Here is an 18,080-nt window from a genome sequence, read left to right on the forward strand (position 1 = left end):
TTCTCCTTTATTTAATGTCTTTTGCGTGATTTTGTAAATATTTAATAATTAAGCTTTTTTCATCCTTGCTTAGCTCCACATAACCAGAACTTATCATGCTTTCAAGATTTGAAGGCCATTGATTTACCGAATATTCTTTAGTATCGTGCAACAAATGACAAGGCGAGCAAGTTTGCTCGTAAAAACTTTTTGCATTTTTAAAGATTTCATCTTTGCTAGCTACTAAATCATTTGAATTTACATCAAAAGTTATGCTTACTTTATGCCAATTTTCTCCATATTCATCTTGCAACACTTCAAGCATTTTAATGTATGGATTAGCGTCACCTTTGTATGTTGGATTGTCATTGTTATCGTGAAAACTCATATAATTTTCAATTTGAGAAAAACTTTTAACTATTTCTTCTTGATAATTATCATTAACATATCCAATTAGCTCAACTTTGCTAGTATCGTTATTGCTTGAAATGACTTTTACAGGTGCTAATAAACTAGCAGTTCCTATTATTTTACCATCAAGTTTAATTTCAACATCTTTATTTAAGTACATACTATTTGCTAATGCAAAAGATGATATAAGACAACTTAAAAATAACTTTTTCATATAACTCCTTAAAATAAAATTAATTTTTATATTTAATATTTTAAACTAATAAACTTATGAAATTATTAAAAAGAATAATATTTATTATTCATTTTATTATGAGAATTCAAAACTTAATTTGATATATAAAAAATAATTCTTAAAGAATTTAAATTATCATATTATTTAATATTTATTATGATAATTAATTTAAATATAAGTTTGTTTTAATAATATTTATCATTCTCATAAAAAAGGATAAAAATGAATATTAAAACAACAATTTCTTTAAGTTTAGTTGCTGTTTGTGCTAATGCACTTAGCTTAGAACAATCAATAAAAAATGTAGATTTAGATGGGTTTTTAAGGTATCGCTATGATACTACTAGAGTTAAGGATATTGCTTTAACTCAACCAGCACACAAAATTAGATTAGATTATAAATTAAGCCTAAATTTAGCTGATAATTACAAGGCTAATGCGGTGTTTAGATATGATACAAAATCTTTTAGTTATTCAAATAATGCTTATATTAATACTAATGATAATTTTCATTTAAAAGAAGCGAATTTAACTTATACTAATTTTAATACAAGCTTTAGTTTTGGTAGATTAAAAGTGCCTAGTATGTTTAATGATGGGGTTTTGGTTACTTCGTTTTTAATTGATAATAATTCTTTAGATAATACAAATATAAATGCGTATTTTGTAGATAATTTTGATTTGAGTGAAAGTAGTTTGATAAACGAAAAAGCAATAAATCAAATATCTTATAAAATACCACTGAAAGCTACAAATCTGCCAAAGAATTTAAAATCACAAATCTATAATCAAAACCTTTATGGGCTAAATATTAATTATCATAATGATTTAATAAATCTTACTTTAGGTGCTGATTATCTTAATGATTTTGCTATTTTTTATGGAGTGGACTTGAAAAGTTATTTAGGAGATAAGAAGAGTTATCATTATTCTTTTAATTCTCAACTAACTAGCACATCATTAAAGCAAAATTACAAAACTTCTCTAAATGCAAGTAATTCTGTATTTTATGGCGTTGAAATTCTAGTCGGATTTAAGAATTTTGATTTTGAGTTAGGCTATATAAATTATGGTAAAAAGGATAAAGCAAGTTTTGTAACTTGGCATGATAAAGGATTGCTTTTGCATTCGGGAAAAACGATAATAGATGGATTTTATGGTGGAATAGGTAAAAGAGAATATTTGTATTCAAATATATCTTATAAATATGATAATTTTAATTTTTTATTTAGCATAATTGATGGTGGGGTAAAGCTTGATTTAGCTAAATATAAGCAAACAGAATTAATGCCAAAAATTGTTTATAAATATTCTAAGAAATTAAAATTTAGCGCATTTTATGATTATGCGATTACTAAAACCGATATGAAAAATATTAAAACTTATAAAACTAGATTAGAAGCTAAATACTCGTTTTAACTATATTAAGAATTTAATTTAGGAATTTAAAATAAATATATAGTTTTAAATTCCATTTTTCAATTAGTTTTTATCTAAATTATAATTTAAGATTTAATGTTTTCTTTGATAGCTGCTTTGATAACTTCTACAAATTCTCTACTATCTAAATAATAGTTAGGATAGGCTTTCCTTAGGGTTTTAATTTTGTCTGATGATACAAGCACTACATCAGTATTGTTTGCATTTTTTGATTTTTGTTCTAAAAAATCATAATATTCTTTAGCTTTTTCAAAATCTGATTTTTTATATCCAGTAATCCTTAAACGCCTTGTATTCATATCAAGGTCTATTACAAAATAATAATGTATCTTTTTTTGAAATTCTTCAATGTTTTTGCTAGATACTAAAAGTCCAGAAAGCATTGCTAATATGTTGTATTTTTTATCTAGTTCTAAAATCTTTTGGCATATTTCTTGTTGTGTAAATTTATTATAATTTTCGTGAATTTTTGTTTGTTCTATCATACAAAACAAAGCACTTGATAATCTAAAAAATTCTTTATATTGTTCTTCCCCTTCACCTTGCTTGATTTTTGATTTACTAGTTATTCCTAAAACTTCCACTGCTGTAGCCCAAAAATGCTGCAATTGTGTTCTAAGTTGCAATTCTAAGGCTCTTTTTGTCGTATCTTGATATTCATAAATCTGATGGATTGAGCGGTATCCATCATCTTTTGGTTTATTGATATAATCACTAGTTCGTAAAAGTTTAAATTTTTTTATACCTTTAAGATAGGTTTGTTCCATAATTTGCTGAAAAGTTTTAGTATTGTCAAGATTGGTAAATACTATCCTAAGTCCTGCAATATCTTGCATTCTATCAAGCTTCATATCTGGAAATCTTTTTAACTTGTATTCAACAGAATTTAGCCTTTTTAATCTTCTTGCTACTACTATAGGGGTAATTTTATTTGTTTTTAGTTTTCTATTAATTGATGTTGCAAAGCTTGACATTATTTGAGCGTGAACACTTCTCCAAAAAGACACTATCTCATAGTCGTTTTCAGTGGCAATACCTATTCTTATATTATCTCCAGCTTTTCTTACTTGTTGTTTGGTTGCAATTATATCGTTTTCGCCCATTTTTACTCCTATTATTGTAATTTTTAATGTCAAAATCAATGCTTTTTCGTAGTGTAGTATATCAAAAAGTAATTTAGTTAATATTAGAATTAAACAACATAACGAAACTTAAGACTATTTTGCGGATTTCATTATAGCTTGATTGTAAAAATTAAATAAGAATAAATAATAAATTGTAGGAATTTAAAATAAGAAATTTATTTTAAAATTCCTAATTTAAATTCTTAATACACCACATTACTTCCACCAACAGGAATGTAAATAATATCACTTTTTGAAATATCTGTAAAATTATTATTTGTTTTTGAAATTCTTCCTGTTAGAATTTGTTTTAGAGATTCTAAGCCTAATAATTTATTGCATAATTCACTTCTAGTTTTTAGTTTTTTTACCACTATAAAATAATCATCAGTAGTAACTTCTAAACAATCAGTATTTTTAATAGTAAAATACTTATCATCTTTTAGACTTTGAGAAGTCATATCCTTTAAATTACTGCTAAAATTTGTTTGGGTTGTATAATAAGAGCCTAAATCACTAATTAAAATAGCAAGGTTTTGAGATGATTTTACTATTTCAGCATCATCTCTTGTAGCATTTAGTTTAGGAATTGCAACTGCTGCTAATACACCTAATATTACAATAACAAATATAAGTTCTATCATTGTGAATGCTGTTTTCATTAACTTCCTTAAAGTAACTAACCTAGATTAGTTTCTAGGTTAAAAATTAACATTTCCGCCACCGAGTTTGATTTCATAGGCACTAGCTATTCCTTGATGATTTTTTATATCTTTATTTCCCATAGCCGCTTTTACACTACTAGTTGCGAAGAATGATTTGCAAACACCTTTATCAAAGTCCGGAGAAGCAAAAATTTTAATAGTGCTTCCACTTGATTCTGCATTGATTGTTACACAATTTAAATCTTTAATATACAAATAAGCTGTTGAAGTGTTTGTTGCGTGTGCTTGCATTACTACATTTGTCATATCTTGTATATTGGTAGCAAAACTTCCTTTAGCTGTGTAATAAGAAGCTATATCACTAAGAAGTGTTGAGAAATTACTAACACCTTTTGTAATTTCAGCATCATCTCTCGTAGCATTTAGTTTAGGTATCGCGACTGCTGCTAAGATACCTAGAATAACTATTACGAAGATTAGTTCTATCATTGTAAAAGCTTTTTTCATCTTTGTCCTTTAAAATTTAAAAAAAGCTAAGCTTGGATTTTACCAAACTTAGCTTTGTAATATTCATCAAATAAAGTGAAATTAGAAAGAAATATTTCCGCCACCTAGTTCGATTTTGTATGGGCTTGTAGAACTATAAGTAGATAATTTTTTATTACCTAAAATAGCTGTAATACTACCTACACCATCAAACGCTGTACAAATAGCTTCTCCACCTGTTGCTTTTAAATCAGTACCAGCCTCGATACTTAAAGTACTGCCTGAAGCTTTAATTACAGCACAAGTTTTACCTTTAATTTGGAATTCTCCACCTGTTCCTAAAGCAACATTTGTCATTTTTGCTAAATCTTTATCAAACGAACCTTTAGCTGTATAATAAGAAGTAATATCGCTTATTGCTGTTGAGAAGTTGCTAGCTGCTTTAGCTATCTATGCGTCATCTCTTGTAGCATTTAGTTTTGGAATTGCAACTGCTGCTAAAATTCCTAAAATTACGATTACGAAAATCAACTCAATCATTGTAAAGCCCTTTTTCATGGCTATCTCCTTAAAAAATAATTTCACTTTATTTACACAAATGTAAATCAAAAGCGTTGGTGTATTTTATTTATATTATTCTTAAATTTTACTTAAAATATGACAAATTTTTAAGTTTGGCATACTCACTTTTAGAATAAATTTCGTGCGAATAAACCCTACTTAACATTGTTATATCGTTGTGTCCTAAATGCTTTGCGATGATTGGTAAATCAAGCTTTAAATGTATGCAGTTTGACGCAAAAGTGTGCCTTGTAGAGTGTAGGCTACCTATTTTTAAATTCAGAGATTTTTTTAATTTATTAAACTGATAATAAATAGCAAAATAATCTAAACTAAAATGAGAAAAATTAATATTTTCTAATTCTTTTTTAAGTGCGTTTGATAGCGGGATTATCCTTGATTTTCCATTTTTTGGAGTGGTTATGCCGTATCTTGTGGCGTTTTTGGTAATGCTTATTAAGTTTTGCTTATAATTTATATCTTTTTTGGTGATTGCTAATATTTCACTAGCTCTTGCTCCTGTGTAAAAAGCAAAATATAAAAATGTTTTAAGCTCTCCTTTGGCTTTATTTAATAGCTTTTTTATGTGAAGTTGTTTGATGGTTTTGTTTGGTTTAATGGCTTTTGTAGGTTTTAGGAATTTGATATTTTTTAATGGATTTTGAGTGATTATTCCTAGTTCTAAAGCTAAATTTATACCTTCATTTGCGTATGATATGAGTTGTTTTATAGTGCTATATTTTAATGATTTTTCTTGTAAAGTTTTTATCAATTCATAAGCTTTTAATTTTGTAAATTCTTTGATTTTTATATCTTTTAATATTTCAAAAAGCATTTTATGAAGGTATTTTTTGTTTTCAATTGTGCTTGGCTTTAAAGATGATTTTTTAAACTCAAATGAATAAAGGCAAAAATATTTTAGGCTTAATTCTTTTTGGTTTTTGAATAGTTTAAATAATGGCTTAAAAGCAATTTTGCATAGAAATCTTAATAATTTTAACATTTTTTATCCTTTTTATATAATATGTATTATATTGTATTGATAATATAATATTTATTACATATAATTACTTAAAAAAGGAGTGAAAATGAAAAATATTTCAATAAGAATAAGTGAAGAAGACAAAATCGCAGTTGAAAATATATTTAATGAATTAGGACTTACTTTAAGTAGTGCTACACTTGCATTTTATAAACAAGTAATTATTAATAATGGCTTACCATTTGAGCTAAAAGTAGATCCATTTTATTCTAAAAAAAATATTGATAGATTAAAAAAATCTATCGCTGAATTGGAAAAAGGTGAATACATTACAAAAGATGTTTTAAATGATTAAATGCTGGTCTAATGATGCTTGGGAAGATTTTTTGTATTGGCAAGAAAACGATAAACAAGTGCTAAAAAGGATTATAGAATTAATAAAAGACATTGATAGAAACGGCTATTTAGGGATAGGAAAACCGGAGAGATTAAGCGGTGATTTAGCTGGTTATTATAGTAGAAGAATTGATAAAAAAAATAGGATTGTATATAAAATCGCAGATGGGAAAATCCTAATCGCGCAATGTGGCTCTCATTATAAAGACAAATAAGCTTATAAATCTTCAAAATATTAAAAATTGTCAAAATATTAGCTAGTTTAACTAGCTAAATTCGATATGAAATTTTAATTAGAAAATCAACTTTTGTGTAAATAAAGTGAAATTATTTTTTAAGGAGATAGCCATGAAAAAGGGCTTTACAATGATTGAGTTGATTTTCGTAATCGTAATTTTAGGAATTTTAGCAGCAGTTGCAATTCCAAAACTAAATGCTACAAGAGATGACGCTGAACAAGCAAAACTTGCTACAAATATAACTACTGCTATGGGTGATTTTGCGTCTTATTATACAGCTAAAGGAAGTTTTTATACTACTGGAACAACAAAAGTTGCTATGAATGCTTTAACAAATGTTCCTTTAGATTCTAGTGGAAAACTGCAAGTAAAAACTAAAGATTGTTTAACTTTTGCGGTTGAAGATGGAACTAAGATTAAAATTACTCCTGCAGCAGTAGCTTCTATGGATCCTGTATGTAAAAAAGTTTTAGCTCAAGATGGTATAAGAGCAGCTTTAACCAATGCTAGTGGAACACAAGTGGTTACAGCAGTAGCAAGTAAAATGGCTTCTACAGTGGCTACAAGTGGTGTTTCTTTTGATTACGCTTCAAGTGGTGTATCATTCTAATAAAAATATTTAACTATAAGCCTAGTTAGTATTCATTACTAGCTAGGCTTTTTTAAATTCTAAAGGAGAAATAATGCCAGATGAAAAGAAAAGACAATTGAAAAAAGCTTGGCAAAATAATTACCCTATATATAAAACTAATAAAATAGAAGTGATTTGTTCTCCTGATTACGAGAAAAATGATGATATAGGTGTTTTTTGGAAAGACCACAAAGAAACAAAAGCATTTCCATTAACCTTTAATACAATCACCCCTATTCGTTTAAGTAAAGAATTATCTCTTGCTTTATTAGTCGGATTAAAGACATTAAAAAATGATTTAAAGATTGAAATTAGCGATGAAGAGTTAAACACCTTAATTCAAAAATATGAAGAAAAAACACAAATAAAGGTAGAAAAATGAAAAATATTAAAATCAAAACTTTAGCAAAAGCTTGGGGAGATGAGAAAAAAATATCTATCCTTTATGAAGATTGCAGAATGAGAGTAATTTGTTCTAACTATCATAGATATGGCATAGAAAATGCAATAGGAATTCATTGGAAAGAAGTAATAGATGAAAACGGAGATATGATACACAATGCTTATCCTGTTCAAGGAAGTGCTCATTGTCCTTTGCATTTAAATAATAATCTAGCTTTAATTTTGCTTGAAGGCTTAAAATCAAATACAAAAAATAAATTAAAACTTATAGAAGATTTAATAGAATTTTATAAAAACAAACAGAAAGGATAAAGATGAAAAAAGCTTTTACAATGATAGAACTAATCTTCGTAATAGTTATTCTAGGTATCTTAGCAGCAGTCGCGATACCTAAACTAAATGCTACGAGAGATGATGCTGAATTAGCTAAAGCAAATACAAATCTTACAACACTTATGAGTGATATTCACAGCTATTATACTTCTAAAGGAGTTATTCCAAAAAATTTAAATCTTCAAACAATAACTTCTGTGCCTTTATATAATAGTGGAAGAGGAGATCCTGCAGGAAATATTAATGCAGCATTTATGGGAGTAAAAGATATTAAAAATTGCTTATATATTGAAGTAAGTAGAGGCAATACAGGAAACCAAGATGATTTTATAGGGATGAGGCTTGATATCGATAATCCTACAGGAGTATGTGGTAAATTTATTGAAGAAGTTAGAAAATCAGGTCTTTTAGGAGATGGCTATAAAGAAAATACTTTTCAAAACAGAAAAGCTACTCTTGATAAAAATATGACTTATCTTAGACTAGGTGGAAGTGGAGTATTATGGTAAAACAAGCTTTCACAATGATAGAGCTAATATTTGTTATTGTAATATTAGGAGCTTTAGCAGCAGTTGCAATTCCTAAACTAAATGCTACAAGAGATGATGCTGAAATAGTTAAAGCTAATCAAAATATTACATTATTAATAGGAGATTTAGCTAGTTATTACACAGCTCATAATGAGTTTGCTAAAGATATTAAAACAATGACAAATGTTGCTTTAGATAGTGGAGTTTATAAAGTTAAAAATAAGCCTTGTTTAGAAATAAGCCTTGATGATTATTATGTAGTAATAAAAAAATCAAAAGGTCAAGATAAAGTATGCGATATAGTATTAAATGACCCTAAAATAATATCAAACCTAACAGGAAGAATTTCAAAAACAAATAATAATTTTACAGATATTTCAAAAAGTGATGTTATTTACATTCCTGTTGGTGGAAGTAATGTGGTGTATTAAGAATTTAAAGTGATTTAAATTCTTGGCTTTAATACAAGATAGTTTAAGGATAAATATGTTTTATAAAACTACTTGCGTTTATTTTGTATTTTTAAGTCTTTGCCTTGCTTTTAGGCTTATATTTTTAGCTATTTATAATGAATTTTCTCTAAGTGTATTTTATATAGGACTACGCTTTGATATGGCTTGGTGCGGTGTATTAGCTACTTTATATCTAATAGCTAGTTTTAGTAGATGTTTTTTAGTTAGAATTTATTATGATATAGCTTGTTTTTTATTGCTTGTTAGTGAATTAGTATTTATGATATTTTTTAAGATTTATCGTAAAAATATAGATGATGTAATATTGCTTTTATTTGTTGAAGAGCCGCTTAAATTGTTTAAAACTGCAATTAAATCAAGTTATGGGATAGTGCCCGCATTTATAATTTTTATAATACTTTTTATTATTCTTATAAAAATCCATGAAAAAATATTAAAGAATAATAAAAAATATTTCGCTATCCCTTTGGGAATAATTTTAATTTTTAGTTTAAATTATCAGCAATTTTATTCTCCAATAGAGCAAGTAAAATTTAAAAACAATATCTTACAAACTAGTGCTTATGGACATATTCAAGGCTTAATAAATTATATAAAAATAAAAACTTATAAAAATACTTTTAAAAGTTTTAATGTAGGAGAGCCACGAGACACAGCCTGTGAAGTCTTAAAAGCTTGTGATAAAGAGATTGATTTATATAAGTATTTAGAGCATACTAAAGAAGATGAATTGCAGATAAAACCTAAAAAGATTTATTATATTATTCATGAAAGTTTGTCAGATTGGGTTTTTGAAACAAGATTTGCTGAACTTTTTAGTGATTTGCATGATTTTATCAAAAAAGATAATGTAGCATATATAAAAGCTTTGCATAATGCAGAAAATACAAGAGAAAGCTTTTGGATTCAAATTCTTAACACTTATTATGATAATTATTTGGATTTTGAACCAAATATACAAAGTTATAAAATAAAAACAAATATCGTGGATAATTTTAAAGCTTTAGGGTTTCATACAAACTTTTTTAAAGGCACTGAATATAATTGGTCTGGGAGCGTTTATTTGTTTGATTTATTAGGCGCTAATACTTATGATGAAAATAATATAAAAGCTTCAAAAGATTTTCGTAATGCTTGGGGTTTTGATGATGATGTAGTATTTGATTTTTTAGATACAAAGGCTGATGAAAAATCTTTAAATATTATGATAACAGTTAGCAATCATCCACCATTTGATTTAAATTTTTTAAAACATAGCGATATAAAAATTCCATTTGATAAAATTGAAAAATTAAGCAAAAAATATAAAAGCGAATTAGCAACATTATATTGGAGCCAAAAGATAATGATTGATTGGGTTAAAAATACTGCTAAAAAAGAGCCTAATAGTCTTTTTATTATCACAGGAGATCACTATGGAAGATACAATATAGATGATAGTGATGATTTAGCTACAACTCACACTATACCTGTAATTATGTATTACCCACAAGCTAAGATTTATCCAACTTGCAAGATAACAAATCAATTAGATATTATGCCAAGTATAATAAATCTAATAGCACCTAAAGATTTTAGATACTATAGTTTTGGAAATGCTTGTTTTTCTTTGAAAAAAGAAGAAATAAAAGATGAATTAAAAATAGGTAAAGATATTGCTTATAAAAATAATTCTTTTATGGCTTTAAGTAATTTAGAAACTAAACTTAGGGCTTTATCTTGGTATTTAATCTATAATGGAAACATTATTAAGTAATGTATAAAATAAAATCAAGATTTATAGACAATAAAAGAATTTAAATAGTATTTATTTAAATTCTTTTTAATAATCTTTGGTAAAACTATGTTTTTATCAAAGATTTTATAAAATAAAAAATCTCATTTATAAGCTTTAAGGACTAATATGAAAGATTATTCGCATACTTTATTTGATGTTTTAAGCGAGAGTGATTATGCTAAAAAATTAGCTAAATTTGATGATTTTTACGATGATTTTTTAAGCAATAACCTAGCTTATAATGAATACGAGCCTTTAGTTTTAGAAGAGCCAAGTTATGCAAAAAGCCTTGAGATTATTCACCCAACAAGGATTAAAAGACCAAAAGAACTAAGTTCTGATAATGCTTTAGCAAAGACCTTACACCAAATAGCTCATATTGAATATTCAGCAATTGACCTTGCATTAGATGCTGCTTATAGATTTTATCATACCGGCGGGCTTTTGTTTGCGAGTGATTTTTTAGAAATAGCTAAAGAAGAATGCTTACACTTTAGTCTATTAAACGACGCTTTAAATGAGCTAGGATATAAATACGGAGATTTTGGGGTGCATACTAATTTATTTGACGCTATGAGAGCTACTAATTCTAGTTTTAAGGTTAGAATGGGGGTTGTGCATAGGCATTTAGAAGCTTGTGGGCTTGATGCTAATCCTTTTGTGGTTAAAAAAATAAGCAGCACAAAACACCAAATAAAATCAAAATTATTAGAAGTTTTAAAAATCATCTTGCACGATGAAATAAGCCATGTAAATAAAGGCGATAGATGGTATAAAAACGCAGGTGGGACAAATGAGAATTTTTGTGATTTACTCTTAGAATACAAACACCTAATAAGACCTATTAAAAATATGAATGAAAACGCTAGAATTATGGCTGGATATACCCAAGATGAATTAGATGAAATAAAAAAGAATTTTAATTAATATGCTAGAGAAAATATCAAATCAAATATCAATTTTAAAAGACTTAGAACTAATTTATAATAATACTAAAATTAATTTTGCAAAAGGCTTTGAATTTGCCTTAGATTACGATGAATTATTAGCAAAATTAAATGATTATAATTTAGAAGAATTAGAGCAAATCTCAATTAATTTAGAATATTTGCAAAAAAATTATATAAATGAAATATTGTTTTTAGAAAATGCACTTAAGGATAAATAATGTTAATTTATGGATTAGATTATATAAAAAATCAATTTACAGCTTTAGAATTTGAATTAGGACTTAGTGTAAATAATGTAAGTTGTGTAAAATTTAGCGAAGAAATATTAGCAAAGCCAAATATTAAAAGAGCTATATTTTGCGATACTTTAAGTGAAGTTTTGCAATCAAATGCAGCACTTTGTGAATACATTATCCCAAATGCTAAAATCTTAAAAGACAGCGTATTTTTAGCAGAAAAATATTTATTTGATAGCAAGATTTTATCTTTTATAAAAGATACTAGCGATATTGAAAAAGCCGCTTTAATAGGCGTTGATGCGGTGCTTTTTTGCGATTTTAAAGACTTCGATGATTATTATATTTAATCTAGGAATTTCCTAGATTAATTAGCAAAAATTCTAATCCCGACATCAATTACTACAAGTATTATCAATATACTTAATAAAGTAATTAATGCTGCGTTAGACTTGGGTTTTATCTCGCTTTTGGCTTTTTCAATTTTCTTTAATTTATCATTTAATTGATATTCAAATTTATTTTGCTCTTCGCTTAATTTTTTAATTTGTTCTTTTAACTCTTGATTTCTAGTTTTAAGCAAACTTGAAAGCTCGTTTTCTAATTCGTTGATAGTATTTGCATCAACTTTTATTAATTCTTTACTTGTTTTATCCATTTTAATCTCCTTTAATGTTTTTATTAAATTCTAAACAATGAAAATTATCGCTAAAGCCAAAAAATAGATATTTAATGGCATTTGCGTATTTAATATCGCTAAATTCATCTACTCCAAATTCCATCAAAGCTCTTGATTGTTTTTTAAAGCTATGTTTTAGATTAAGTTTATCAAAATAAAAGCACAATTCATCATAATTTACATTCCAAGTAATATCACAATTTGCAAATAATTCTTCTAAATTAGCGTTAAATGGGTCAATTAATTGATGATTTTTAAATATTCTTAAACTAAACTCATCATTTAAATATGTAGAAAAATAATCAAATGTTAAAAAATAAAATTCCTTACACTTCTTATCTAAAGCACTTAAAAAATCATATATCATAGGAGAAAATTCCAAGCGTTTTTCAAGTTTATCTTGTAAATATTCATAACTATTTTTATGCTCTTTAAAGATTATTTTGCCATTTTCAACGAAGCCAAATTTATGATTATCATAAAGCTCACAAGCAAAAGCGTCAAATAATTCATTTGCGATAAAAAAGGCATTATCACTACTAAAATCATCAAAATAATAATGTTTAAATTCCACATTCAAATTCTTTTTTTGTAAAGCCCTTAGATTGTCGTGTGGCTCTATGATTTTTACATTAATTTGCTTATAAATTTCAGGGCGTTTATCTTTTAAATATGTTAAAAAATCTTTTAATAAATACCCTTCATTTGCACCGATTTCTACTATATCAATAGGTAGTTTTAAAATCTTTTCATCAACTAAAAAAATAAATCTTTTAGCACACAAAAAGCCAAAAAGCTCTCCAACACTAACAGCTGTATAAAAATCCCCATCTTTACCAACTTTTACACCTTTTTTATAATACTCTTTACTCCAAGTATCAAAATATTTGCTAAAAATCAATTAAAAGCCTTTGCGTTAAATTTATTTACAAAATCAAGTGGGTCAACACTAACGCCTTTTATAGCAATTCCAAAATGAAGATGAGGCCCACTAACCCTACCCGTATCTCCACTAAGTCCTATAATATCTGATTGTTTTACAAAATCACCCACTTTTACATTAATCTTGCTTAAATGATAATATTGCGAATAAACGCCGTATCCATGATCAATCACAACGCTACCACCTGAATAATATCTATCTTTTGCAATAACTACTACTCCATCATTACTAGCTGGAATGCTAACTCCAATTGCTGCTCTAAAATCAGTGCCTGAATGATAACTCTTAAGAGTGTTTTCAAACACCCTAGCACTTCCAAAAGGGCTTGTAATAACGCTATCTAAAGGGATTATGAAAGGCTTATTAATATATACTTTTTCGGTGCTTTTTGCATAGATTTTCACTGCTTCATCGTATTCTTTAGCAATTCTTTCTTGAAGCTTTTTGTTTGGCTTAATAATTGATGGTTTTGCAAGTTTAATTTGCTCTTTTTTATATTCTCCTTCAAGCACTTTAAGGCTATATTCTTGATTGTCTAAAGTAATATTTAAAGTTTTACCACTTGAGCGATAATTTGGGGCTAAAATTAATAAGGTTTTATTATTTATCGGATATTTTGTGTAAGTGATTTCGCTTTTACTAATTATTGGATTTTGAATGCTAATATCAACTTTACCATTTATTAGATTATTTGATAGCAAAAATGTTGTAAAAAATGAGATAAAAAATAATTTTTTCATAAAATTCCTTAGTAATTTAATATAGAAAAGATTAGCAAAATAGCATAAATATTGAGTTTTTGCCACTTTTTGATTATCATTATCTTATATATTTTATTTTATTTTAAGTTTTAGGGACTACAATCATTTTTGAAAACGAAAGGATTTTTAATGGATAAAGCTAAGGTTTTAAGTGAAGTTTTAGAATACATTACAATCACTCATCACACAAGTGGTAGATTAAGACTTGATATATCTAGCAAGATAAGAGAATTAAAAGACTTAGAAAGCTACAACATTGATGAAGTTTTTAATCTAAAAGGGATTAATGAAGTTAAAGTTAATAAAATCTTAGGCAAGGTTACTATTTTATATGATGATAAAATCATATCAAAACAAAGCCTTGATAATTTAATCAATGCAAAAAACATTGATGAGATTAACCTAGCTTTAAAGGAGCTTAACATTGCTTGAGCTAAGATTTGAAAACCAAGAGTTTTTGCAAGAACTAGAAAACAGCGATATAAGAAGAGCTTTTGAGCTAGATTTAACTAGCATAAAATTATATGAGTATTATGCTAATTGCTTTAATGATGGTATTTTAAGAGATATTTTAAATGCAAAAAAGCAATTAAATCAATTATTAATTAGCGATAATAATGCTTTATTGGTTGAGTGTAGTTTAAATGATGCTTATTTGCTACTTTTAGCAAAAGAATTTGAAATCGTTCAAGCTTATAAAATAGCGGCTAATGTTTGCAAAGATGAAAAGCTAAAAGACCTTATTTTTAGACTTTGGGCTAGTTCGGTTAATGAGTATCAGGTGGCTTTAAGAAAAAGCCTTGCGACTAATGAATTTAATGTAGATTCTTTAGTTAGTAATTTTTTAAAAGATATTTTAAAATAAAGGAAGATTATCATGCCAATTCCATTCATATTAGGTGCAGCATTAGGCGTAGCTGCAGTAACAATTTATAATAAAAAAGATAGTATTAAAAAAAGTATAAGTGAGTTTAATTCTCAAGATTTTGCAAAAAGTGCAGGAAAAATGACAGAAAATGCAATTTTAAAAATCTCAAAACTTAAACCTTGTTGCAAATGCGAGAAAGAAGTAGCTAAAAAAAGCTCTAAGAAGTAAAAATTATGCTTACATCAAGTAGAGTTCCGAGTGATCATTTATTAAGCTCTAGTCTTAATAATTTTTTTACAACTCAAGATTTAAAAGCAAGTTTAAAGGTAGGAGTTACTAGCTATTTTGCAATTAAAACAAGCAATGATATAGCTAGGAAAGATTATAAAAACGCAATAGTTTCTGGAATTAGTGGAATTTTAATTAATCAATTTTTAGGAGAAAATAAAATGACAAATAATAATAATCCATATTTAAACAATAATCAAAATTACAATGTTAATCAAGGATATAATAATCAAAATTATTCTTATAATCCATATTTAAATAATGTTTCAAACAATAATTTAAATAATACTGCAAACAACAATCAAAATACAGGCTTTTTAAGTTCGCTAACAACTCAAGGAACAGGGCTTTTTGGCTCTCCTTTAGTAAAAGGAATTTTAATTGGTGCTGCGGTTACTTATTTATTAAGTAATAAAGATGCAAAAGATACTTTAGCAAAAGGTGTTGCAAAAATTCAAAGTTTTGCTAGTGCTGCTATTGAAGAATTTAAAGAGCAAGTAGAAGATGCAAAAGCTTCAATGCAAGAATAATTGTAAGGTTATTCATCACTCTAAAAATCGTCTTAGAATTAGGCTAAATACGCTTAATAATCTAAGCGATAATCATTTATTAGTAAGTGAGTTTAATCTTAATTTTTCTGGTGTTTTTGTAAGTGTTAATAATGCTTCAAAAAGCTTAGTTTTTACAAGTTCAAAAGAAATTGATAATAATTTAGCTCAAAAAATATTAGATTTTTTTAGCACTTATGAAATTAAGCAATTAAAAAAAGCAAAAGAAACTCCAAGTAAGGCTATGATTTATTCATCTATTTTAGCTTTAGCAAATAGCTATAAAACAAGCCCTATTTATGATGGTTTTGTTTCTAGTGCAACTGCATTGCCTTTATTAAAAGAAGGAACTTTAGAACTTATTGAAAATGGCTTAACTTCAAAAGTATTAGAAGCAGCAGCGGTAGGAGTTTCTTTATATAGAAAAGATTATAAAGCAGCAAATAGCACTAATTTAATGCTAAATATTGGCGAATATATTGAAGAAAGCGTAGTGGCAAAAAGTGATGATTTGATAAAAGAACTAGCAAAACCACAAATAACTCACGCTTGGGTAGAAGTTAATCAAGAGCTTATTAAAAAAAGTGCAAAAGATTTGGTAGTAGGGGATATTGTAGTGGTATCTCAAGGAGATAATATAGCAGTTGATGGTTATATTGTTGATGGGATTGCTAGTATTAATCAAGTTTCTATGACAGGAGAAGCCCAAGCAGTTACTAAAAGTCGTGGAGATAGGGTTTTAAGTGGAACCGTGGTAGTTGAAGGTCGTATTAAAATATGGGCTGAAAGTGTTGGAGAAAATACATCAACGGCTAAGATTTTACATTATATGAAAGATTGCTTAGAAGAAAAATCAAAAATAGGGCAAAAAGCTTATAAATTAGCAGATAGTTTAGTGCCTGTTACTTTAGGACTTGCTGGACTTGCATATTTATATAAAGGAAGTGCAGCGATGGCTAGTGTGCTTCAGGCTGATTATTCTTGTGCTTTAAAACTAGCAACTCCTGTGGCATTTAAAAGTGCTATTTCTTATGCAGGAAGAAGACAGATATTGCTTAAAGGTAGCACTGCTTTAGAGAATTTAAGCTCGGTTGATACTTTTGTATTTGATAAAACAGGCACATTAACTTATGGGGATTTAAAAGTTGAAAGCGTTCATGTATTTAGTCCAAAATATGATGAAAAAACCTTACTAAATCTTAGTGCAAGTGCTGAAGAGCATTATTTTCACCCTGTTGCAGAAGCTATAGTAAAGGCTGCTAAAGAGCGTGGATTTTCTCATATTAATCACGGAGAAGTGGAGTTTATAGTAGCACACGGCGTTAAAACTAGCATTGATAATGAAGAAGTAATAATTGGCTCAAGGCATTTTTTAGAAGATGATGAAGGTGTTGATTTTTCTAGGGCTAATGCAAATATTAAAGAGCTTTTAGATAAAGGCTTAACTCTTTTATATGTAGCAAAATCTAAAGAATTATTAGGCGTAATTGCTATGAAAGATGAAATTAGAAGCAATGCTAAAGAAGTCTTAGCAAAGCTTAAGCAAAACGGCGTAAAAGAATTAGTAATGCTAACAGGCGATATTGAAAGTAGGGCTTTAGAAGTTGCAAAAGAACTTGGAATTGATAAGGTTTATGCAGAGCTTTTACCACAAGATAAAGCAAATATTTTAGCTAGTTTAAAAGCTCAAGGCAAAAAAGTAGCCTTTATAGGCGATGGTATAAACGACGCTCCATCGTTAGTTCAGGCTGATGTTGGAATTTCTATGCAAAAAGGTGCTGATTTAGCAAAAGCTAGTGCTGATATTGGATTACTAAGAGATGATTTTGCTTGTATTTTAGAAGCAAAAGTTATAGCTAATGAAACTATGAAAAAAATTGATAAAAACTTTAGCACAACGGTATGGGTTAATTCATTCATATTAGGTGCTGCAACACTTGGTTTATTAAGCCCAGCAGCTACTGCATTTGCTCATAATGGCACAACTATTGGCTTATTGGCTAATGCTATAAAACATAAGCAATTATTTTAAATTATATTAGGAATTTGATTTTAAATTCCTAATTTTTCTTTTTAATTATTCTTTAAAATTTAAATATTTTAATTTTTATAAAACATTAAAATAATTATGTGTAAAATTGGC

The 18,080-nt window shown here is 27.3% G+C and carries 27 protein-coding genes; 17 read left to right on the forward strand and 10 right to left on the reverse strand.

Annotated features, from left to right (window positions below; translation table 11 throughout):
• Positions 1 to 7: 7 nt before the first annotated feature.
• The gene (locus KJQ97_RS00060) at positions 8 to 604 is read right to left on the reverse strand and encodes a hypothetical protein (protein WP_214117825.1); all 597 of its coding nucleotides are present in this window, start codon (positions 602 to 604) and stop codon (positions 8 to 10) included.
• 243 nt (positions 605 to 847) lie between these two features.
• Between KJQ97_RS00060 and KJQ97_RS00065 the strand changes: the two genes are divergently transcribed.
• Positions 848 to 2,044: a major outer membrane protein gene (locus KJQ97_RS00065; RefSeq protein ID WP_214119485.1), complete on the forward strand. Its 1,197-nt coding sequence runs from the start codon at positions 848 to 850 to the stop codon at positions 2,042 to 2,044.
• A gap of 86 nt (positions 2,045 to 2,130) precedes the next feature.
• Here the strand turns inward: KJQ97_RS00065 and KJQ97_RS00070 are convergent, their stop codons facing one another.
• The 6 genes from KJQ97_RS00070 to KJQ97_RS00090 all read right to left on the reverse strand — a co-directional run bounded on the left by KJQ97_RS00070 (position 2,131) and on the right by KJQ97_RS00090 (position 5,904).
• The gene (locus KJQ97_RS00070; protein WP_214117823.1) at positions 2,131 to 3,168 is read right to left on the reverse strand and encodes a RelA/SpoT-related domain-containing protein; all 1,038 of its coding nucleotides are present in this window, start codon (positions 3,166 to 3,168) and stop codon (positions 2,131 to 2,133) included.
• A gap of 224 nt (positions 3,169 to 3,392) precedes the next feature.
• Entirely contained in the window at positions 3,393 to 3,851 is a 459-nt protein-coding gene (locus KJQ97_RS00075; RefSeq protein ID WP_214119487.1) for a type II secretion system protein, read from the reverse strand.
• A 39-nt stretch (positions 3,852 to 3,890) separates the two neighbouring features.
• Positions 3,891 to 4,361 carry a type II secretion system protein gene (locus KJQ97_RS00080; protein ID WP_214119489.1) on the reverse strand — a complete coding sequence of 157 codons (471 nt, stop codon included), beginning with the start codon at positions 4,359 to 4,361 and terminating at the stop codon, positions 3,891 to 3,893.
• 81 nt (positions 4,362 to 4,442) lie between these two features.
• Entirely contained in the window at positions 4,443 to 4,697 is a 255-nt protein-coding gene (locus tag KJQ97_RS09735; protein WP_250325826.1) for a hypothetical protein, read from the reverse strand.
• Between the two features lie 93 nt (positions 4,698 to 4,790).
• On the reverse strand, positions 4,791 to 4,898 hold the full coding sequence (locus KJQ97_RS09965; RefSeq protein ID WP_502756483.1) for a type IV pilin protein: 108 nt from the start codon (positions 4,896 to 4,898) through the stop codon (positions 4,791 to 4,793).
• 88 nt (positions 4,899 to 4,986) lie between these two features.
• Complete coding sequence (locus KJQ97_RS00090; protein ID WP_214119491.1) at positions 4,987 to 5,904, reverse strand: tyrosine-type recombinase/integrase; 918 nt, start codon at positions 5,902 to 5,904, stop codon at positions 4,987 to 4,989.
• A gap of 85 nt (positions 5,905 to 5,989) precedes the next feature.
• Here KJQ97_RS00090 and KJQ97_RS00095 point away from each other — a divergent pair, with 85 nt between their 5' ends.
• The 11 genes from KJQ97_RS00095 to KJQ97_RS00145 all read left to right on the forward strand — a co-directional run bounded on the left by KJQ97_RS00095 (position 5,990) and on the right by KJQ97_RS00145 (position 12,200).
• Positions 5,990 to 6,238, forward strand: a complete 249-nt coding sequence (locus KJQ97_RS00095; RefSeq protein ID WP_214119493.1) for a type II toxin-antitoxin system RelB/DinJ family antitoxin — start codon at positions 5,990 to 5,992, stop codon at positions 6,236 to 6,238.
• Complete coding sequence (locus KJQ97_RS00100; protein WP_214119495.1) at positions 6,231 to 6,494, forward strand: Txe/YoeB family addiction module toxin; 264 nt, start codon at positions 6,231 to 6,233, stop codon at positions 6,492 to 6,494. The genes KJQ97_RS00095 and KJQ97_RS00100 overlap by 8 nt, the downstream gene beginning before the upstream one ends.
• Before the next feature lie 133 nt (positions 6,495 to 6,627).
• Entirely contained in the window at positions 6,628 to 7,128 is a 501-nt protein-coding gene (locus tag KJQ97_RS00105; RefSeq protein ID WP_214119497.1) for a type II secretion system protein, read from the forward strand.
• A 73-nt stretch (positions 7,129 to 7,201) separates the two neighbouring features.
• Positions 7,202 to 7,531 (forward strand): hypothetical protein, encoded by a 330-nt coding sequence (locus KJQ97_RS00110; protein ID WP_214119499.1) that lies wholly within the window; start codon positions 7,202 to 7,204, stop codon positions 7,529 to 7,531.
• On the forward strand, positions 7,528 to 7,863 hold the full coding sequence (locus tag KJQ97_RS00115; protein WP_214119501.1) for a hypothetical protein: 336 nt from the start codon (positions 7,528 to 7,530) through the stop codon (positions 7,861 to 7,863). The genes KJQ97_RS00110 and KJQ97_RS00115 overlap by 4 nt, the downstream gene beginning before the upstream one ends.
• Before the next feature lie 2 nt (positions 7,864 to 7,865).
• Positions 7,866 to 8,393, forward strand: a complete 528-nt coding sequence (locus KJQ97_RS09745) for a type II secretion system protein (protein ID WP_250325823.1) — start codon at positions 7,866 to 7,868, stop codon at positions 8,391 to 8,393.
• The gene (locus KJQ97_RS00125; protein ID WP_214119502.1) at positions 8,387 to 8,845 is read left to right on the forward strand and encodes a type II secretion system protein; all 459 of its coding nucleotides are present in this window, start codon (positions 8,387 to 8,389) and stop codon (positions 8,843 to 8,845) included. The genes KJQ97_RS09745 and KJQ97_RS00125 overlap by 7 nt, the downstream gene beginning before the upstream one ends.
• Positions 8,846 to 8,900: 55 nt before the next feature.
• The gene (locus KJQ97_RS00130) at positions 8,901 to 10,643 is read left to right on the forward strand and encodes a sulfatase-like hydrolase/transferase (RefSeq protein WP_214119504.1); all 1,743 of its coding nucleotides are present in this window, start codon (positions 8,901 to 8,903) and stop codon (positions 10,641 to 10,643) included.
• Positions 10,644 to 10,790: 147 nt separating this feature from the next.
• Positions 10,791 to 11,591, forward strand: coding sequence for a ferritin-like domain-containing protein (locus KJQ97_RS00135; RefSeq protein WP_214117820.1), 801 nt, complete (start codon positions 10,791 to 10,793; stop codon positions 11,589 to 11,591).
• 1 nt (position 11,592) lies between these two features.
• Positions 11,593 to 11,832 carry a hypothetical protein gene (locus KJQ97_RS00140; protein WP_214117819.1) on the forward strand — a complete coding sequence of 80 codons (240 nt, stop codon included), beginning with the start codon at positions 11,593 to 11,595 and terminating at the stop codon, positions 11,830 to 11,832.
• Positions 11,832 to 12,200: a hypothetical protein gene (locus KJQ97_RS00145; protein ID WP_214119506.1), complete on the forward strand. Its 369-nt coding sequence runs from the start codon at positions 11,832 to 11,834 to the stop codon at positions 12,198 to 12,200. Before KJQ97_RS00140 ends, KJQ97_RS00145 begins: the two co-directional genes overlap by 1 nt.
• 17 nt (positions 12,201 to 12,217) lie before the next feature.
• Here the strand turns inward: KJQ97_RS00145 and KJQ97_RS00150 are convergent, their stop codons facing one another.
• Genes KJQ97_RS00150 through pgp3 form a run of 3 tightly spaced genes read right to left on the reverse strand, consistent with a single transcriptional unit; the run spans position 12,218 to position 14,212 of the window.
• Positions 12,218 to 12,508 (reverse strand): hypothetical protein, encoded by a 291-nt coding sequence (locus KJQ97_RS00150; protein WP_214117817.1) that lies wholly within the window; start codon positions 12,506 to 12,508, stop codon positions 12,218 to 12,220.
• Position 12,509: 1 nt separating this feature from the next.
• Positions 12,510 to 13,430: an SAM-dependent methyltransferase gene (locus KJQ97_RS00155; RefSeq protein ID WP_214117816.1), complete on the reverse strand. Its 921-nt coding sequence runs from the start codon at positions 13,428 to 13,430 to the stop codon at positions 12,510 to 12,512.
• On the reverse strand, positions 13,427 to 14,212 hold the full coding sequence (gene pgp3, locus KJQ97_RS00160; RefSeq protein ID WP_214119508.1) for a peptidoglycan metallopeptidase Pgp3: 786 nt from the start codon (positions 14,210 to 14,212) through the stop codon (positions 13,427 to 13,429). The genes KJQ97_RS00155 and pgp3 overlap by 4 nt, the downstream gene beginning before the upstream one ends.
• Before the next feature lie 150 nt (positions 14,213 to 14,362).
• Here pgp3 and KJQ97_RS00165 point away from each other — a divergent pair, with 150 nt between their 5' ends.
• The 5 genes from KJQ97_RS00165 to KJQ97_RS00185 are packed head-to-tail and all read left to right on the forward strand — an operon-like array spanning position 14,363 to position 17,969.
• Positions 14,363 to 14,665 (forward strand): HMA2 domain-containing protein, encoded by a 303-nt coding sequence (locus tag KJQ97_RS00165; protein ID WP_214117814.1) that lies wholly within the window; start codon positions 14,363 to 14,365, stop codon positions 14,663 to 14,665.
• Positions 14,658 to 15,098, forward strand: a complete 441-nt coding sequence (locus tag KJQ97_RS00170) for a hypothetical protein (RefSeq protein ID WP_214119510.1) — start codon at positions 14,658 to 14,660, stop codon at positions 15,096 to 15,098. Before KJQ97_RS00165 ends, KJQ97_RS00170 begins: the two co-directional genes overlap by 8 nt.
• 12 nt (positions 15,099 to 15,110) lie before the next feature.
• The gene (locus KJQ97_RS00175) at positions 15,111 to 15,329 is read left to right on the forward strand and encodes a hypothetical protein (RefSeq protein WP_214117812.1); all 219 of its coding nucleotides are present in this window, start codon (positions 15,111 to 15,113) and stop codon (positions 15,327 to 15,329) included.
• A gap of 5 nt (positions 15,330 to 15,334) precedes the next feature.
• On the forward strand, positions 15,335 to 15,919 hold the full coding sequence (locus tag KJQ97_RS00180; RefSeq protein ID WP_214119511.1) for a YtxH domain-containing protein: 585 nt from the start codon (positions 15,335 to 15,337) through the stop codon (positions 15,917 to 15,919).
• Positions 15,894 to 17,969: a heavy metal translocating P-type ATPase gene (locus tag KJQ97_RS00185; RefSeq protein WP_214119513.1), complete on the forward strand. Its 2,076-nt coding sequence runs from the start codon at positions 15,894 to 15,896 to the stop codon at positions 17,967 to 17,969. The genes KJQ97_RS00180 and KJQ97_RS00185 overlap by 26 nt, the downstream gene beginning before the upstream one ends.
• Positions 17,970 to 18,080 lie beyond the last annotated feature (111 nt).

The sequence above is a fragment of the Campylobacter sp. 2018MI01 genome, assembly GCF_018501205.1.
Classification (GTDB): Bacteria; Campylobacterota; Campylobacteria; order Campylobacterales; family Campylobacteraceae; genus Campylobacter_E.

Coding starts and splice junctions, on each gene's coding strand:
- KJQ97_RS00060 (WP_214117825.1), bottom strand. CDS start 604: ATGAAAAAGTTATTTTTAAGTTGTCTTATATCATCTTTTGCATTAGCA.
- KJQ97_RS00065 (WP_214119485.1), top strand. CDS start 848: ATGAATATTAAAACAACAATTTCTTTAAGTTTAGTTGCTGTTTGTGCT.
- KJQ97_RS00070 (WP_214117823.1), bottom strand. CDS start 3,168: ATGGGCGAAAACGATATAATTGCAACCAAACAACAAGTAAGAAAAGCT.
- KJQ97_RS00075 (WP_214119487.1), bottom strand. CDS start 3,851: ATGAAAACAGCATTCACAATGATAGAACTTATATTTGTTATTGTAATA.
- KJQ97_RS00080 (WP_214119489.1), bottom strand. CDS start 4,361: ATGAAAAAAGCTTTTACAATGATAGAACTAATCTTCGTAATAGTTATT.
- KJQ97_RS09735 (WP_250325826.1), bottom strand. CDS start 4,697: ATGACAAATGTTGCTTTAGGAACAGGTGGAGAATTCCAAATTAAAGGT.
- KJQ97_RS09965 (WP_502756483.1), bottom strand. CDS start 4,898: ATGAAAAAGGGCTTTACAATGATTGAGTTGATTTTCGTAATCGTAATT.
- KJQ97_RS00090 (WP_214119491.1), bottom strand. CDS start 5,904: ATGTTAAAATTATTAAGATTTCTATGCAAAATTGCTTTTAAGCCATTA.
- KJQ97_RS00095 (WP_214119493.1), top strand. CDS start 5,990: ATGAAAAATATTTCAATAAGAATAAGTGAAGAAGACAAAATCGCAGTT.
- KJQ97_RS00100 (WP_214119495.1), top strand. CDS start 6,231: ATGATTAAATGCTGGTCTAATGATGCTTGGGAAGATTTTTTGTATTGG.
- KJQ97_RS00105 (WP_214119497.1), top strand. CDS start 6,628: ATGAAAAAGGGCTTTACAATGATTGAGTTGATTTTCGTAATCGTAATT.
- KJQ97_RS00110 (WP_214119499.1), top strand. CDS start 7,202: ATGCCAGATGAAAAGAAAAGACAATTGAAAAAAGCTTGGCAAAATAAT.
- KJQ97_RS00115 (WP_214119501.1), top strand. CDS start 7,528: ATGAAAAATATTAAAATCAAAACTTTAGCAAAAGCTTGGGGAGATGAG.
- KJQ97_RS09745 (WP_250325823.1), top strand. CDS start 7,866: ATGAAAAAAGCTTTTACAATGATAGAACTAATCTTCGTAATAGTTATT.
- KJQ97_RS00125 (WP_214119502.1), top strand. CDS start 8,387: ATGGTAAAACAAGCTTTCACAATGATAGAGCTAATATTTGTTATTGTA.
- KJQ97_RS00130 (WP_214119504.1), top strand. CDS start 8,901: ATGTTTTATAAAACTACTTGCGTTTATTTTGTATTTTTAAGTCTTTGC.
- KJQ97_RS00135 (WP_214117820.1), top strand. CDS start 10,791: ATGAAAGATTATTCGCATACTTTATTTGATGTTTTAAGCGAGAGTGAT.
- KJQ97_RS00140 (WP_214117819.1), top strand. CDS start 11,593: ATGCTAGAGAAAATATCAAATCAAATATCAATTTTAAAAGACTTAGAA.
- KJQ97_RS00145 (WP_214119506.1), top strand. CDS start 11,832: ATGTTAATTTATGGATTAGATTATATAAAAAATCAATTTACAGCTTTA.
- KJQ97_RS00150 (WP_214117817.1), bottom strand. CDS start 12,508: ATGGATAAAACAAGTAAAGAATTAATAAAAGTTGATGCAAATACTATC.
- pgp3 (WP_214119508.1), bottom strand. CDS start 14,212: ATGAAAAAATTATTTTTTATCTCATTTTTTACAACATTTTTGCTATCA.
- KJQ97_RS00165 (WP_214117814.1), top strand. CDS start 14,363: ATGGATAAAGCTAAGGTTTTAAGTGAAGTTTTAGAATACATTACAATC.
- KJQ97_RS00175 (WP_214117812.1), top strand. CDS start 15,111: ATGCCAATTCCATTCATATTAGGTGCAGCATTAGGCGTAGCTGCAGTA.
- KJQ97_RS00180 (WP_214119511.1), top strand. CDS start 15,335: ATGCTTACATCAAGTAGAGTTCCGAGTGATCATTTATTAAGCTCTAGT.
- KJQ97_RS00185 (WP_214119513.1), top strand. CDS start 15,894: ATGCAAAAGCTTCAATGCAAGAATAATTGTAAGGTTATTCATCACTCT.